Source organism: Bradyrhizobium sp. 138 (genome assembly GCF_023074075.1).
GTDB lineage: Bacteria > Pseudomonadota > Alphaproteobacteria > Rhizobiales > Xanthobacteraceae > Bradyrhizobium.
In genome coordinates this window covers 47,070-61,876 of record NZ_JADPKT010000097.1, presented here as the reverse complement: position 1 = coordinate 61,876, position 14,807 = coordinate 47,070, and the positions used below count along the sequence as shown (strand labels likewise).

12 protein-coding genes are annotated in these 14,807 nt (G+C 65.5%); 5 read left to right on the top strand and 7 right to left on the bottom strand.

Annotated features, from left to right (window positions below):
- Positions 1 to 65: 65 nt before the first annotated feature.
- Positions 66 to 1,778 carry a DUF459 domain-containing protein gene (locus tag IVA79_RS35230; RefSeq protein WP_247561742.1) on the bottom strand — a complete coding sequence of 571 codons (1,713 nt, stop codon included), beginning with the start codon at positions 1,776 to 1,778 and terminating at the stop codon, positions 66 to 68.
- 170 nt (positions 1,779 to 1,948) lie between these two features.
- A complete protein-coding gene (locus tag IVA79_RS35225) occupies positions 1,949 to 3,346 on the bottom strand; it encodes a lytic murein transglycosylase (RefSeq protein ID WP_247561741.1) in 1,398 nt (465 codons plus the stop codon).
- 205 nt (positions 3,347 to 3,551) lie between these two features.
- On the opposite strand from IVA79_RS35225, the gene galU reads away from it, so the two are divergent.
- The gene (galU, locus tag IVA79_RS35220) at positions 3,552 to 4,427 is read left to right on the top strand and encodes a UTP--glucose-1-phosphate uridylyltransferase GalU (protein ID WP_247561740.1); all 876 of its coding nucleotides are present in this window, start codon (positions 3,552 to 3,554) and stop codon (positions 4,425 to 4,427) included.
- A 113-nt stretch (positions 4,428 to 4,540) separates the two neighbouring features.
- Here galU and IVA79_RS35215 read toward each other — a convergent pair whose 3' ends face one another.
- Complete coding sequence (locus IVA79_RS35215; RefSeq protein WP_247561779.1) at positions 4,541 to 6,037, bottom strand: diguanylate cyclase; 1,497 nt, start codon at positions 6,035 to 6,037, stop codon at positions 4,541 to 4,543.
- 155 nt (positions 6,038 to 6,192) lie between these two features.
- Between IVA79_RS35215 and IVA79_RS35210 the strand changes: the two genes are divergently transcribed.
- Positions 6,193 to 6,456, top strand: coding sequence for a hypothetical protein (locus tag IVA79_RS35210; protein ID WP_247561739.1), 264 nt, complete (start codon positions 6,193 to 6,195; stop codon positions 6,454 to 6,456).
- A 190-nt stretch (positions 6,457 to 6,646) separates the two neighbouring features.
- Here the strand turns inward: IVA79_RS35210 and IVA79_RS35205 are convergent, their stop codons facing one another.
- Complete coding sequence (locus IVA79_RS35205) at positions 6,647 to 9,523, bottom strand: EAL domain-containing protein (protein WP_247561738.1); 2,877 nt, start codon at positions 9,521 to 9,523, stop codon at positions 6,647 to 6,649.
- Between the two features lie 165 nt (positions 9,524 to 9,688).
- Positions 9,689 to 10,687 (bottom strand): NAD(P)H-quinone oxidoreductase, encoded by a 999-nt coding sequence (locus IVA79_RS35200; protein ID WP_247561737.1) that lies wholly within the window; start codon positions 10,685 to 10,687, stop codon positions 9,689 to 9,691.
- 112 nt (positions 10,688 to 10,799) lie between these two features.
- Here IVA79_RS35200 and IVA79_RS35195 point away from each other — a divergent pair, with 112 nt between their 5' ends.
- Positions 10,800 to 10,991, top strand: a complete 192-nt coding sequence (locus IVA79_RS35195) for a DUF1192 domain-containing protein (RefSeq protein ID WP_247561736.1) — start codon at positions 10,800 to 10,802, stop codon at positions 10,989 to 10,991.
- Between the two features lie 527 nt (positions 10,992 to 11,518).
- The gene (locus IVA79_RS35190) at positions 11,519 to 12,028 is read left to right on the top strand and encodes a DUF1465 family protein (RefSeq protein WP_247561735.1); all 510 of its coding nucleotides are present in this window, start codon (positions 11,519 to 11,521) and stop codon (positions 12,026 to 12,028) included.
- A 241-nt stretch (positions 12,029 to 12,269) separates the two neighbouring features.
- Here the strand turns inward: IVA79_RS35190 and rpmE are convergent, their stop codons facing one another.
- Entirely contained in the window at positions 12,270 to 12,497 is a 228-nt protein-coding gene (gene rpmE, locus IVA79_RS35185) for a 50S ribosomal protein L31 (protein ID WP_097659924.1), read from the bottom strand.
- Between the two features lie 198 nt (positions 12,498 to 12,695).
- On the opposite strand from rpmE, the gene IVA79_RS35180 reads away from it, so the two are divergent.
- Positions 12,696 to 14,546 (top strand): ABC transporter ATP-binding protein/permease, encoded by a 1,851-nt coding sequence (locus tag IVA79_RS35180; RefSeq protein ID WP_247561734.1) that lies wholly within the window; start codon positions 12,696 to 12,698, stop codon positions 14,544 to 14,546.
- A gap of 49 nt (positions 14,547 to 14,595) precedes the next feature.
- Here IVA79_RS35180 and IVA79_RS35175 read toward each other — a convergent pair whose 3' ends face one another.
- Positions 14,596 to 14,802, bottom strand: coding sequence for a hypothetical protein (locus tag IVA79_RS35175; protein WP_247561733.1), 207 nt, complete (start codon positions 14,800 to 14,802; stop codon positions 14,596 to 14,598).
- Positions 14,803 to 14,807 lie beyond the last annotated feature (5 nt).

The following is a 14,807-nucleotide window of genomic DNA, read 5'->3' as shown; positions in this document are numbered from 1 at the left end:
ACAGGGTCCCGGCTCTGCGTCGCATCACCAAGAGGTGCTGCGCCGCGTCCGGGACACGTCAGCGATTACCGGAACATCTCGGCCGAGCGTCCGACGTTTCCAGGCGGACGTGGGACCCCCGGATTGAGATTCGGATTGCGCGGCCCGGGCGCCGGCGCCAGCTGACGTGGCGGCGGTGGCTGCGGAGACCCGAAGCCGAAGAAATCGCGGAACGAGGGACTAGCCTGCACCGGCTGCTGCGGCTGCACCGGCGGCTTCTTCGGCGCGAGCTTTGGCGGGGCGATCGCAGCCGCGGCACCCGGTGTGCCTGGCGCGGCACTGCCCTCAGGCGTCGTCGCAGCCATCGGCGTATCGCCCTTAGCCTGCTCGCGCCCGACTTCGCGGCGCGGCCAGACATAATCGTCGGCGCGGCCGGCCGGAGCGGCCAGCGGCTCGCCCTTCACCATCGTCTTCGCCGCGAGCGCATCGACGGCGGCGGGACGCGAGCCCGGTCCGCCCAGCAATTGATCGGTCGAGATCGAGGCCGCAACCAGCGGCACGATCGGCCCCGCCAGCGGCCGCGGCGCAGGCTTGCCGGGCTCCGCGCTGGTGTCGGGTGTCGCCGGCTCGCTCGGCAGCGCGATCGGGCCCGAGCGGCCCGCAAGCAGGCGCGTGATCTCGCGCTCGACATAGTGCGCGAGCTTGCGCGCGCCCGGTTTGGTGAAATAGACGCCGTCGGAGCTGCGGAGCTGACGGATCTGGCCTTCGAAGTCAGGACCCTTCTGCAGGAAGCGGCCGGCCTCGTCGACAAAGCCGTCCCAGACATCGACATAGGTGATGCCGGCCTTGGCCGCGCCTTCGCGATAGAGCGAATCCAGGAACAGCATGTCCGCCGTGCCCTTCTGGCCGCGAATGGCGGGCAGGCCGACCCAGAGCACCGGCACGCCCTTGGCCTTGAGCACGCCTGCCAGCTCCTCGATCTTCTTGCCGTAAAGCTCGACCCAGCGATCATCGCGGAATTCGTAGAGACCGTTCGGATTGCGGGCCGTCTTTTCGGGCGCGGCCGCAGGCGTATCGGCGTTGTCGGCATCATCCTGCGGCAGGTCGGCGTCGGCAGGCTTGTCGTCAGGCTTGGCGGCCGCATCGTTGCCGGGCTTGGTCTCGCCGGGCTTGCCCGGTTGCTTGGCGCGCGCGCCCTTGTCGTTCTTCTTGTCTTTGTCGGCGGTCGCCTTGTCCGTCTTGTCGGCGACAGGCTCGCGGATCGCGGTGCGATCGTTGAGGCCGAGCATGACGACGATCACGTCAGGCCTCTCGGTCTCGATGATGCCGCGCGCCGCAGCCGCCCAATCCGAGGGCTCACCCTTCGGCTGGTACTTGATCAGGCCGGACGTCGTCTTGTGCTTGCGGATCACGCCCATGTCCGGCTGCTCGGTGTAGGCGTCTTCCAGGCCATAGGCGAGCCAGTCGGCCATGGCGTCGCCGATCACCAGCACGTTCTTCTCAGGGATGGTGTCGCGTTTCGCCGGCGCCGGCGCGCGCGAAAAATCCTGGCGCGGTGCCTGTTGCTGTTGCTGTTGGAACGGCGCGAAGAAATCGCCGCCGAACCAGCCGCCGCCACCTCCACCGCCGCCCCGTTGGGGTGGCGGAGCCGAGCGCTGCGGCGGGCCGCCGAAGCCGGGGAAGTTGAAGAACTGCGCCGAGGCGGGCCCCGCGACCGAAACCAGGATCGCAAGCGCCGTCCCCAGCGCGATCAACGGGCCGGTCTCGGTCAGCGCCTTGAACAGGGACTTCTTCGACATGTGATCTCGGGCACGCGCAACGGGGATCGGAAGCGGCTCAATATAATAACGGAATCCGGCGCCAAACGGGCAAATTCCGTTGCAAATTCTTGTCCCATACACCGGGGAACAGCCGCCTCCGTCAAGGCTGCCTGCCAAAATCCCCGTTCAAGGTTACTTTCGGCGCGATTTTACCGCCGGCGCAGCCGGTCCAGCACGTCTGAGGAGGCAAAGCCGTCGGCGGGCGCCCCGATCGAGGCCTGGAAGTTGCGCAGCGCTTCCCGGGTCTGGCCGCCGAACTGACCGTCGGGGGTCCCCTTGTAGAAGCCGCGCTGGGCCAGCAGCTGTTGCAGTTCCAGCCGCTCGGTGCGCGACAGCTCCCGTTCCTGCCGCGGCCAGGGCTGCACGAAGGGCTGTCCCCCGCGCAGGCGGTCGGCGAAATGTCCGATCGCCAGCGCATAGGCCTCGGCGGGGTTGTATTTCATGATGACGCGGTAGTTCTGGAGCATCAGGAAGCCGGGCCCCTGCGCGCCGGCCGGCGCCAGCAGGTAGGCCTTCTCCGCCGGATGCGGGAAGGGCTGGCCCGCCGGGCGCTTGAGGCCGAGCTTCTCCCACTGCGCGATCGTCATCGCCTTGGCGCGGTCGGCCAGCATGTAGTTGAAGCCCTGGGGCACCACCACCTCAAAGCCCCAGGTCTGGCCGGCCTGCCAACCGTCCTTTTTCAGATTGTTGGCGGTCGAGGCGATCAGGTCGGTGGGATTGTCGACGACGTCGCGCCTGCCGTCACCGTCGCCATCGACGGCAAAGCGCTTGAACGCGGTCGGCATGAACTGGGTCGGTCCGAAGGCGCCGGCCCAGGAGCCGCGCATCTGCTCGGGTCTGAGATCGCCACGGTTGACGATCTCCAGCGCCGACAGAAACTCGTCCTTGAAATAGGCCTGGCGGCGGCCGATGCAGGCGAGCGTCGCGGTCGATTGCAGCACGCTGCGGTCGCCCATCTGCGTCGAGTAATTGGACTCGATGCCCCAGATCGAGGCGATGATGTAGCGGTCGACGCCGGTGGCCTTTTCGGTGGCGTCGAACTGCGCCTTGTATTTGGCGAGGATCTCACGGCCCTTGGCGAGGCGGTTGTCGTTCACGAGGATGTCGAGATAGTCCCAGATCGATTTGGTGAACTCCGGTTGCGAGTCCATCAGGTCCATGATGCGCAGGTCGGGTGAGAGCCCGGCCGTGAAGCGCTGAAAATTCTCCTGCGTGATGCCGCGCCGTGCGGCATCCGGCCACATCCCGGCGACGCAATTGCTGAAATTGCCGGCGGCCTCGCGGATCGCCGCGGCCGTCATCAGCGGATGGCCCGAAGCGCCGTCCTCGCCGCTCCAAGGCAGCGGTCCCGTTGGCGCGCCACCCGGGCTGGGCGCCGCTTGCGAAGGCGCCGGGTTTGGCCCGGAGAAGATGCCGCCGAACAGGTTGGACAGGCCGTTCTGCGCCTGGGCGTGCGCGCTGGCAGGCAGCAGCAAAGCCGCCGCAATCATCATTGCGCCGGTCGCGGATACCGCCCGTCCTGCCTGCCCTGCCACCGGTTGCATCATGTCCACCCGTCCGCCTTAGGAAATCCGCCATCAGGAGGCCTGGTTACGGTTGCCAATAGCTTAACAAAGGTGAAATTTTGGTGGCGGCCTTTTTCTTAACTCTGCGCGGATGAGGCCCCACAACCGCCTTTGTTGGCGGCTGCAAACAGGCTAGCAAGATGCCATTGCTCCGTCCCCATGTGCCCCCAGGTATTCGAACAATCACATGAAAATTCGCAAAGCCGTATTCCCCGTCGCCGGCCTCGGCACCCGTGTCCTGCCCGCCACCAAGGCGATGCCGAAGGAAATGCTGACCATCGTCGACAAGCCGCTGATCCAATACGTCTATGACGAGGCGCGGGAGGCCGGCATCGAGCATTTCATCTTCGTCACCGGCCGTAACAAGAACGTCATCGAAGATCATTTCGACCGGATGTTCGAGCTCGACGCGACGCTAAGCCAGCGCGGCAAGAAGGCCGAGCAGGACATCCTGGCGCAGAACCAGCCCGAGGCCGGCGCGGTCAGCTTCACCCGCCAGCAGGCGCCGCTCGGCCTCGGTCACGCGGTCTGGTGCGCGCGCGATATCGTCGGCAACGAGCCGTTCGCGGTCGTGCTGCCCGACGAGCTCGTGCTCAACACACCGGGCTGCCTCAAGCAGATGATCGAGATGGCATCCTCGCTCGGCGAGAAATCCAATCTGGTCGCGGTCGAGGCGGTGCCCGACCATCTCACCCATCAATACGGCATCTGCGGTGTGGGAAAACGCAGCGGCAAGATGTTCGAGGTCGACGGCATGGTCGAGAAGCCGGCCAAGGGCACCGCGCCCTCCAACCTCTCGATCACCGGCCGCTACATCCTCCAGCCCGAGATCTTCAAGATCCTTCAGACGCAGGAGCGCGGCGCCGGTGGCGAGATCCAGCTCACCGACGCCATGATCGGGCTCGCCAAGTCGCAGAAATTCTACGGCGTCGAGTTCGAGGGCGAGCGCCACGATTGCGGCTCCAAGCCCGGCTTCCTCCGCGCCAACATCGCCTACGGCCTGAAGCGCCCCGAGCTGCGTGACGGCCTGATCGCGGAGATGAAGAAGTATCTGGGGCAGTAGCGCCCCTCGTCATTGCGAGGAGCGAAGCGACGAAGCAATCCAGAATCTTTCCGTGGAGAAGGCCTGGATTGCTTCGTCGCAAGAGCTCCTCGCAATGACGGGGAAAGAGCTCGTCACGCCGCCAGCGATAGCTGCGGCACGCTCGCAACCACCGACTGATTCCGTCCGCCCGCTTTCGCGGCGTAGAGCGCCTTGTCGGCGGCGGCGACCAGGACCGACCAGTCCATGCCGGCGGTGGGAATGAGGCTGGCGACGCCGCAGGACACCGTCAAAGTCACAGGGTCGTCGGACCAGCCCTGCACCTTGGCGCGGATCGTCTCAGCGATCTTGAAGGCATCGATGGCCGAAGTGGTCGGCAGCAGCACGGCGAATTCCTCGCCGCCATAGCGAGCGGCGCAGTCGCCGGCCCGGCTCACCGAATCGGAAATGCAGATGGCGATGCCGACCAGGACCTGGTCGCCCGCCTGATGGCCGAACGTGTCGTTGTAGGCCTTGAAGTGATCGGCATCGATCATCAATAGCGCGACCGGCGCCTTCTGGCGCATGGCGCGCCGCCATTCGACGTCGATGACGGAATCGAACTTGCGGCGGTTCTTCAGGCCGGTGAGCGCGTCCGTCGTCGCCATCTCCTCGAGCTTGCGCTCGGCCTCGGCGCGCCGGCCGATCTCGCGCGCGAGCACCAGCGTCGATCCCAGCACGAACAGCGCGAGCACCAGCACCACGGCGCCGATGCGAAGCGCTTCCTTCTGCCAGAGTGCGAACACCGCGGCCAGAGGCTTGCCCGCCACCACGAACAGTGGTCCGCTGCCGCCGCTGCGGACATAGAGCCGCGCCGTCGGATCGACCGGGCCCTGTCCCGAATAGGAGGCGCCGATCGGGAGATTGTCGGGCTTCCAGGCCCGACGGTCGTTCAGATTCGTGCCGATGACGTCGAGATCGAACGGCCGCCGCATCATGATGGTGCGGTCACGCTTGAGCACCGTGATGGTGTCCTCGGGATCGAGGCTCAGCCGCTCGAACAATTCGTGGAAATAGCTGAAGCGGATCGAGCCGGCGACGACGCCCAGGAACCCGCCGTCGGTGTCGCTGATGCGCCGGCTCAGCACGATGGAATAGGCGCCGCGAAACAGCCTGGGGCGGCTGATGAAGAGCCCGGCCTCGGCATTATCGCGATGGACCTTAAAGTAGTCCTCCTCGCTCCGGTTCTCCGGCAGCGGATCGAGCGTGGATGCGTCGATGGCCAGCCTGCCCTCGGAATCGAACACCTGGATGGCGCCGAAATGCCTGGCCGTCGTCGCGTGGTCGAACAGAATCAGGTGACGAATCGGCTTCGAGACCGTGGCGAGCTCGGGCAGCAGCATGTTGCTGGCGACGGCCTTCAGCGACAGGTCGTAGATCTCGATGTTGCGGCTGACGTCGGACTCGATGCTCGTCGCCAAATTCTCCAGCGTCTGGCGGGCGAGCGCCTCCTCGCCCCGGCGCATGTCCAGCATGACGTTGACGCAAATGGCGGAGAAGCCGATCACCGTCACCACGGACGAGATGATCAGCAGCTTCGCCGAAATCCGCCACGGCCGGCGGGCCGTGACTTCGCGCCATCCAGACAACATCATTTGCTCCCGACATTAGTGGATGCGCCCGAAATCTTGAGCAGTGTTTAAGGCGGGACGCCGCTGTCGCAATGAGTTAAGGATCGGTTTACACGGCCCACGGTTTTGGGCAGACCGTCGATGGGACGGGCCGGGGTTCGGGCGAGAGGACTGACGTGAACGACTACGACGCGTTGCGCGACTATCTGATGCGGCAGAAGCAGGCCGAATTCGTCCTGAGCTTCGAACAGATCGAGGAGATCATCGGGGCGGCCCTGCCGCGCGCGGCCAATCGTGCCTCGTGGTGGGACAGTCTGCGCAGCCCGGACATCCAGATGCCGCAACGCGAAGCCTGCCTCGCCGCCGGCTTCGTCGCGACACGGATGCCGGATGGCCAGAGCGTGCGGTTCACCAAGAAGAAGAGCGACCGGCGGCGGTGACGGCGTGCGTTCTTCCCTTCTCCCATTTGTGGGACAGGGTGGCGCAAAGCGCCGGATGAGGGATATCTCTCCGTACATTCAGGTATCGTAGGGTGGGCAAAGCGAAGCGTGCCCACCACCTCTGAATGGTGGGCACGGCGCAAGTGCGCCTTTGCCCACCCTACGATACCGAATTCAAAGGGACGAGCGATCAGCTCGCTGCTTCCAGCCGCACTTCCGTCAGCAAGCGCATCGCGGCATCGGCGTCCATCGGCTCGCCGAAGGCGAAGCCTTGCGCGTATTCGCAGCCCATCTGGTAGAGCTCGACGGCATCCGAATCCGTCTCGGCGCCCTCCGCCACCACATCCATGCCGAGGTCGTGCGCGAGCGCGATGATCGACTTCAGGATCACCGGCCGCGTGCCGCGGTTGGTGGTGCGCACGAAGGACTGGTCGATCTTGATGGTGTCGAACGGGAAACGCTGCAGATAGGCCAGCGAGGAATGGCCGGTGCCGAAATCGTCGAGCGAGAGCCCGGTGCCGAGCTCGCGGATCCGCGTCAGCATCTGCGCCGCGTGCTCCGGATTCTCCATCACCAGCGATTCCGTCAATTCGAGCTTGAGCGTGCCGCGCGCCACCGAGGAGCGCGACAGCACGGTGCGGATGTCGTGGATCAAATCGTGGCGCAGCAATTGCCGCGAGGAGACGTTGACCGAGGCGAAGATCGGCTCGCGCGAGCGCATCGCGCGCTGCCAGATCGAGAGCTGCTTGGCGGTCTGGTCGAGCACGAACATGCCGAGGTCGACGATCAGGCCGGTCTCTTCCGCGATGGTGATGAACTCCGATGGCGCCATGCGTCCGAGCTTGGGGTGATCCCAGCGCACCAGCGCCTCGAAGCCGGCGACCGAACGATCCTCCAGCCGTACGATCGGCTGGTACAGGATGGTGAGTTCCTGCCGCTCGATGGCGCGGCGCAGCTCGCTCTCCAGCGTCAGGCGGTCGGTCTTCCGCGCCCGCATCGCGGGCTTGTAGACGTCGATGCGGTCGCCGCCGATGCGCTTGGAATGATACATCGCCAGCTCGGCGTCCTTGATGATCTCGTCCGTGAGCTGAACTTGCGGATCGGACAGCGCAAGGCCGATCGACGCTGTGAGGAAGATCTCGCGGTCGTTGAAGGCGATCGGCGCGCGGATGGTCTTGCGGATGGTTTCGGCGAAGGCGGTGATGCGGGCGGGGTCCTGCTCCGAGAGCAGGATCAGGCCGAACTGATCGCCGGCCATGCGGGCCAGCGTGTCCTGCGGCTTCAGGATGCGGGTGAGACGGCGGGCCAGCGTCAGCAGGATGGAATCACCGACCGCGATGCCGACGGAATCGTTGACCTGCTTGAAGCGGTCGAGATCGATCACCATCAGCGTCGGCCGCAGCGTCGGCATGGTCTTGGCGAAATGCGCGACGGCGCCGAGCCGGTCCATGAACAGCTTGCGGTTGGGCAGGCCGGTGAGGTTGTCATGCACGGAATCGTGCAGCAGGCGCTCCTCGGCATTGCGCAGCTCAGTGACGTCGGTGAGCGTGCCGACGACGCGCGAGACCTCGCCGTCGGAGCCGACCACCGGGCGCGCCTTCAGCGCGAACCACATGAAATGGCCGTCGGGCGTGCGCAGGCGGAAATCCTGCACCAGGCGGCCGCGGCGCTGGTCGAGCACGCTGTCGAGCGCGGCGCGGAAGCGGTCCTGGTCGAGCGGATGCAGCACCTCGAGCCACGAGGCCGCGGGCCCTTCGAGCGTGCCGCGCTTGAGGCCAAGCAGGGCCTCGGTCTCGGGGCTGGTAAAAACCTTGTCGGCGGAGACATCCCAGTCCCAGATCAGATCGCCGGAGCCGGCCAGCGCCAGCGCTCGCCGCTCGATGTCGGAGACGACCCCGGTGCTGGCGCCGCCGCCGGCGAAGGCGTGCTGCATCACCGTGAAGCCGATCAGCATCACGATCAGCACGAGGCCGCCGAGCAGGGCAGGGCCGACGATGTCGTTGGTGACGGAGCCGGCAACCGTCATGCCGGCCGCGACCACCCAGACCACCAGGAGGAACCAGGTCGGGATCAACAGCACGGCACGGTCGAAGCCGTGGGTGGAGAGATAGACGATCAGCGCAAAGCCGGCGAAGGCGATCAGCACCAGCGAGATGCGCGCGATGCCGGAGGCCACCGCCGGATCGAACAGTGCGAGTGCGACCAAGGACCCCAGGAAGGCCAGCCAGCCCACGGTGATGTGCGAATAGCGCACATGCCACCGGCTGAGATTGAGGTAGGCGAACAGGAACACCAGCAGCGTCGCCGCCAATATCGCTTCACCCGCCGCGCGCCAGATGCGCTCGGCGTTGTTCGACATGTCGAGCACCTTGCCCCAGAAGCCGAAATCGACCCCGATATAGACCAGCACCGCCCAGGCCAGCGCCGCTGCGGCCGGGAACATGATGCTGCCCTTCACCACGAACAGGATCGTCAGCACCAGCGCGAGCAAGCCGGAGATGCCGATCACGATGCCCTGGTACAGCGTGAACGAGTTGACCTTGTCCTTGTAGGCTTCCGGCTCCCACAGATAGAGCTGCGGCAGCTTGTCGGTGCGCAGCTCGGCGACGAAGGTGAGGACGGCGCCGGGGTCGAGCGTGACACGGAAGACGTCGGCGGTCGGACTTTCCTGCCGCTCCGGCCGGTCGCCGGTCGAGGGCGTGATGGTCGCGATGCGCGACAGGCCGAGGTCGGGCCACAGTAGCCCCGAGGAGACGATGCGGTAATGCGGAGCGACGATCAGGCGGTCGAGCTGGTCGTCGGTGTTGTTGGCGAGCGCGAACACCACCCAGTTCTGGCCGCCTTCGCGGGCGCGCACCTCGATGCGGCGGACAATGCCGTCGGTGCCGGGCGCGGTGGAGACCTGGATGCGATCGGCATCGCTGCGCTGATGCTCGATCACGCCGGTGAGATCGATCGCGGGCGCGTCACTGCGGACGCTGACGGCGTCGAGCGCGCGTGCCGGGGACCCGGCAACGAGCATCATGAGGCCCAGCGCGATGGGCGCGAGGCACCTGATCAGACGCAAGGTCAGTTCTCCGCGTTCGACGCAAACTTCGAGTGCAAGGGGACTCTACAAGACGATTCCAAAAGGCGATTTCAGACCGAACGGAAGCGGTTCGGTGCGTCGCGATAGATGCCACGAAAGCGAGGAAAATCAAAGGGTTTCCGCCCGGCCCTGTGGGCCGGCGGCCTACACCTCCAACACAATTTTGCCAATATGTGCGCTGGTTTCCATGCGCCGGTGGGCGTCGGCTGCCTTTTCCAGCGGGAAAGTGCTGTCCATCAGCGGCTTGACGCGGCCTTCACGCAAAAGCGGCATCACTTTCGCTTCGATCGCCGCCACCATCGCCGCCTTGTCCGCATTACTACGGGGGCGCAGGGTCGAGCCGGTATGGGTGAGGCGCTTGACCATGACCTTGGCGATGTTGACGCTGACCTTGGGGCCATTCAGCGTCGCGATCTGGACGATGCGGCCATCGACCGCGGCGGCATCGTAGTTGCGATCGACATAGTCGCCGGCGACCATGTCGAGGATCAGATTGACGCCTTCCTTGCCCGTCTCTTCCTTGACCACCGCGACGAAGTCTTCGTTCTTGTAGTTGATGGCGCGGTCGGCCCCGAGCTCGAGGCAGGCATCGATCTTGTCCTGCGATCCCACCGTGACGAACACCTTGGCGCCGAACGCCTTCGCCAGCTGGATCGCCATGGTGCCGATGCCCGAGGAGCCGCCATGGATCAGCAGCGTCTCGCCGGCCTTGAGGCCGCCGCGCTCGAACACATTGTGCCAGACCGTCATCAGGGTTTCCGGCAGCGCGCCGGCTTCCTTGATCGACAGCGCCGGCGGCACGCTCATCGCCTGGGCGTCCTGGGCGATGCAGTACTGCGCATAACCGCCGCCCGCGACCAGCGACATCACCTTGTCGCCGATCTTGTGCCGCTTGGCGTTGCTGCCGACCGCAACCACTTCACCCGCGATCTCGAGGCCCGGCAGGTCGCTGGCGCCGGGCGGCGGCGGATAGGCGCCGGAGCGCTGCGCGACATCCGGCCGGTTGACGCCCGCGGCCTCAACCTTGACCAGGATCTCGTCCGGGCCGGGCTGCGGCAGGCTGCGTTGTTCCGGCACCAGCACCTCCGGTCCGCCAGGCTTGGAAATGGCGACCACGGTCATTTGCGCGGGCAGCTTGTCCATGATGTGTCCTTGAGCAAAGGTGCGGGAGGAGCGAGGCCATTGCTTAGGCCAGCGCGGCCCATGCTGGCAACCGCCTCGGCATTGTGCCCGCGAAACTTTGGGAGGAACGAGGATGGCGACGGAAGACGATGACCGCCCGCGCAAGAAGATCAGCCATGAGATTGGACAGGATCTCTCACTGTTGTCGGTGGAGGAATTGACCGAGCGCGCCCTCCTGCTCAAGACCGAGATCGCAAGACTGGAAGAAGCCGCCACCAAGAAGCGCGCCTCGCGCGATGCGGCGGATAATTTTTTCAAGAAGTAAGTGTTGTTCGTGTCCCGGACGCGGTGCAGCGCATAGCGCTGCTCCGCTGAGCCGGGACCTAATGCCTCTCCAAACGCCTCAGCCAAAGAGCTGGGCCCCGGCTCAGCAGTGCAGCACCATAGCGCGTCGAAGACGCGCGTGATCCCGCTTACGGCGCCGCACTGTGTCCGGGGCACGCCGGTGGCTCGGCCACTGGCCGACATGGCTAACGAACTCTCAAAAAATTAGCTCGTTTACTTCAGATTAAGCTTTCGGGTTTATGACTGGAACTGTCCTCGTTTGGACACCGAGTGGCTCCTGTCCACTCTGTTTGACGCCTCCCTGTTATCAACTTTCAAAGCCGCCGGTCTCCGGCGGCTCTTTTTTTGCGTTTTTGCATCACGTTGCGGTTGAATTCCCGGGAATGACCCGCGGAAACCATATCCGCGCTTGTCACTGGACTCGGCGCTCCCAGCGCGCAATGATTTGTTCATCATAAGCCGGCGCCAAAGTCGGATCGTCAAACAGTTGCGTAAGAGGCGTTAACCATGGAACGTTTGCAGGCCGACGGCGCTCTCGTTCAACTCAGCGAGCGGTTCACCAATTCTGCGGCGTTCGGCGTCCTGTTCCGCGAGGGCATGGACCTCGTCGAAGAGACCGCCGCCTATCTCGACGGCGCCGGCCGCACCGAGGCCAAGGCGCTCGACCGTGCCGTCAGCCTCACCTACGCGACCGAGAGCATGCGTCTCACCACCCGCCTGATGCAGCTCGCCTCGTGGCTGTTGTTGCACCGCGCGGTGAAGGAAGGCGAGATGACGTTGAGCCAGGCCAATCGCGAGAAGACCAAGGTCAAGCTCAGTGCCGCCGATCCCGGCCCGGTCGACACCATCGAGAAGCTGCCCTCGCAGCTGCAGGACCTGATCCATCGCTCGATGAGCCTGCAGACCCGCGTGCGCCGTCTCGACACCACCATCCACACCCCGCCGGCCGAGCATGTCGCGATCGGCAATCCGCTGGTGCCGCACCTCAACGCGCTGAAGGCCGCGTTCGAGCGGTAAGCTCCCAGGTGCCGTAGGGGCACGCTGCACTAGGGTGGGCAAAGGCGCGAAGCGCCGTGCCCACCATCATCTCTCTCGATAGCGAAATATGCGTGGGCACGCTTCCGCCTTCGCTCTTCGAGCTATGGCGGACAAGTCGCTTTGCCCACCCTACGAAATCTCGGCCTTGATTAGGCCCCCGCACAAACAAAAACGCCCCCGGTTCTCCGGGGGCGTTTTTCGTGTCCACCCTGCGGGCGGATCAATCCTTTTTGAGAAAGCCCGAAAACTTCTTCTGGAAGCGCGAGACGCGGCCGCCGCGGTCCATCAGCTGCTGGGAGCCACCGGTCCAGGCCGGGTGCGACTTCGGGTCGATGTCGAGGTTCAGCGTGTCGCCTTCCTTGCCCCAGGTGGAGCGGGTCAGGTACTCGGTTCCGTCGGTCATCACGACCTTAATGGTATGATAATCCGGATGAATTTCGGCTTTCATGGCAAATTCCTCGGCGCCCCGGCGCCTCTTTGGTGGCTAGCGAATGACGGATTTGGGCGGCTCTATACCTCACGATATCAGGTAAAACAAGCCGGGGCTTGCGCGGCTGACCGGGTTTGCCCCTAAGGGACATCCCGGATTTGCCACTACTCTTGCACCGGCCTATTGGGAGCAAACGAATGCAATGGGCCAGATCTCATGAGCGCAGTGGAACGGCTTGATGACCAGTATGTCGATCAGCCCGGAATGAAGGCCGCGGACACAACCTCGATCGAGGCCGATCTGATCGAGCAGCCCGCCAAGGGTCGCGCCAAGCTGCGGCCGCTGCTTGCGCTGGCGCCCTATGTGATCCGCTATCGCGGCCGCGCGGCGCTCGCCTTCGTCGCGCTCACGATCGCGGCCCTGACCACGCTGCTGGTGCCGGTCGCGGTGCGCCGGATGATCGATTTCGGCCTGACGCCCGAGGGCATCGAGCTGATCAACAGCTACTTCTCGGTGATGCTCGCGGTGGTCGCCGTGCTCGCGGTGGCCAGCGCCGCGCGCTACTACCTCGTGATGACGATCGGCGAGCGGATAGTGGCCGACCTCAGGCGCGATGTCTTCGCCCATCTGCTCTCGCTGTCCCCAGCCTTCTTCGACTCCGCGCGCAGCGGCGAATTGATCTCGCGGCTCACCGCCGACACCACCCAGCTCAAATCGGCCGTCGGCGCCTCCGTGTCGATCGCGCTGCGCAATTTGATGATGTTCCTCGGCGCTGCGGCGATGATGGTGATCACGAGCCCGAAGCTGTCGGGCTTCGTGCTGCTGGCCATCCCTTTGATCGTGCTGCCGCTGGTCGCCTTCGGCCGCTGGGTGCGGCGGCTGTCACGCAATGCGCAGGACACGCTCGCCGACGCCTCGGCCTATGCGGGCGAGCTGGTCGGCGCGATCCGCACCGTGCAGGCCTATACCAGCGAAGGGTTCGCCGAGAAGCGTTTCGGCGGCGAGGTCGAGCAGGCCTATGAGGCGGCGCGCACCTCGACCCAGGCCCGCGCCGTGCTCACGGCCATCATCATCTTCATCGTGTTCGCAAGCGTGGTCGCGATCCTCTGGATCGGCTCGCATGACGTCCTCACCGGCGCGATCTCGCCGGGCCGGCTCGGTCAGTTCGTGCTGTATGCGGTGTTCGCCGCAGCCGGCCTCGGCCAGCTCAGCGAGGTCTGGGGCGAGGTTTCGGCGGCATCAGGCGCGGCCGAGCGCCTGTTCGAGATTTTGCACGTCGAGCCCGGCATCAAGGCGCCCGCGTCCCCTCGCGCGCTGCCGGTGCCGGCGCGCGGCGAGGTCGGTTTCGATCAGGTCAGCTTTGCCTATCCGGTGCGGCGCGACGTCAATGTGCTCGATGCCGTGTCATTCACGGTGCGCCCCGGCGAGAAAGTTGCGATCGTCGGTCCGTCCGGCGCCGGCAAGAGCACCATCTTTCACCTGCTGCTGCGCTTCTACGACCCGCGCAGCGGCGCGATCTCGCTCGACGGTGTGCCGGTCAAATCCGCCGATCCCAGGGATTTCCGCGCCCGTATCGCGCTGGTGCCGCAGGAATCCAACGTGTTCGCGGCGAGTGCCCGCGAGAACATCCGCTTCGGCCGGCCCGATGCGACCGACGCCGAGGTCGAACGCGCCGCCGAGCTCGCCCATGCCGCCGACTTCATTCGCCGCCTGCCCGAAGGTTTCGACACCCCGCTCGGCGAGCGCGGCGTGACGCTCTCCGGCGGCCAGCGCCAGCGCATCGCGATCGCCCGCGCCATCCTGCGCGATGCGCCGCTCTTGCTGCTCGATGAAGCCACCTCCGCGCTCGATGCCGAAAGCGAGACGCTGGTGCAGACCGCGCTCGAAGAGCTGATGCGCCACCGCACCACGCTGGTGATCGCTCATCGCCTCGCCACCGTCCTGTCCTGCGACCGCATCCTGGTGATGGACCAAGGCAAGATCGTCGAGCAGGGCACGCATGCCGAGCTCGTGGCCGCGAACGGACTTTACGCGCGGCTGGCGCGGCTGCAGTTCGAGGGGGCGTGAGGCATCGCCTCATCCGCAGTGCCGCAGCGCGCAACTTAGTCCACGGACACTATTTGCACTTCGGCGAGAGCGCCGGCACGTTCGGCCACGACCAGTTTTTCCAGCTGCCGTCCGCGCCGATGCAGGCCGATGACGCAGGGCTGCTCGTATCGGGTTGCGTCGCAAAGCGCTGGTCGACATAGATCGTCGACAGATATCCGGCGACGACGACGCCCAAAAAGACCGAGGAACCCTTGGCCAGATCGCGCAGCTTCATCGATC

Coding starts and splice junctions, on each gene's coding strand:
- IVA79_RS35230 (WP_247561742.1), bottom strand. CDS start 1,778: ATGTCGAAGAAGTCCCTGTTCAAGGCGCTGACCGAGACCGGCCCGTTG.
- IVA79_RS35225 (WP_247561741.1), bottom strand. CDS start 3,346: ATGATGCAACCGGTGGCAGGGCAGGCAGGACGGGCGGTATCCGCGACC.
- galU (WP_247561740.1), top strand. CDS start 3,552: ATGAAAATTCGCAAAGCCGTATTCCCCGTCGCCGGCCTCGGCACCCGT.
- IVA79_RS35215 (WP_247561779.1), bottom strand. CDS start 6,037: ATGTTGTCTGGATGGCGCGAAGTCACGGCCCGCCGGCCGTGGCGGATT.
- IVA79_RS35200 (WP_247561737.1), bottom strand. CDS start 10,687: ATGGACAAGCTGCCCGCGCAAATGACCGTGGTCGCCATTTCCAAGCCT.
- IVA79_RS35195 (WP_247561736.1), top strand. CDS start 10,800: ATGGCGACGGAAGACGATGACCGCCCGCGCAAGAAGATCAGCCATGAG.
- IVA79_RS35190 (WP_247561735.1), top strand. CDS start 11,519: ATGGAACGTTTGCAGGCCGACGGCGCTCTCGTTCAACTCAGCGAGCGG.
- rpmE (WP_097659924.1), bottom strand. CDS start 12,497: ATGAAAGCCGAAATTCATCCGGATTATCATACCATTAAGGTCGTGATG.
- IVA79_RS35180 (WP_247561734.1), top strand. CDS start 12,696: ATGAGCGCAGTGGAACGGCTTGATGACCAGTATGTCGATCAGCCCGGA.
- IVA79_RS35175 (WP_247561733.1), bottom strand. CDS start 14,802: ATGAAGCTGCGCGATCTGGCCAAGGGTTCCTCGGTCTTTTTGGGCGTC.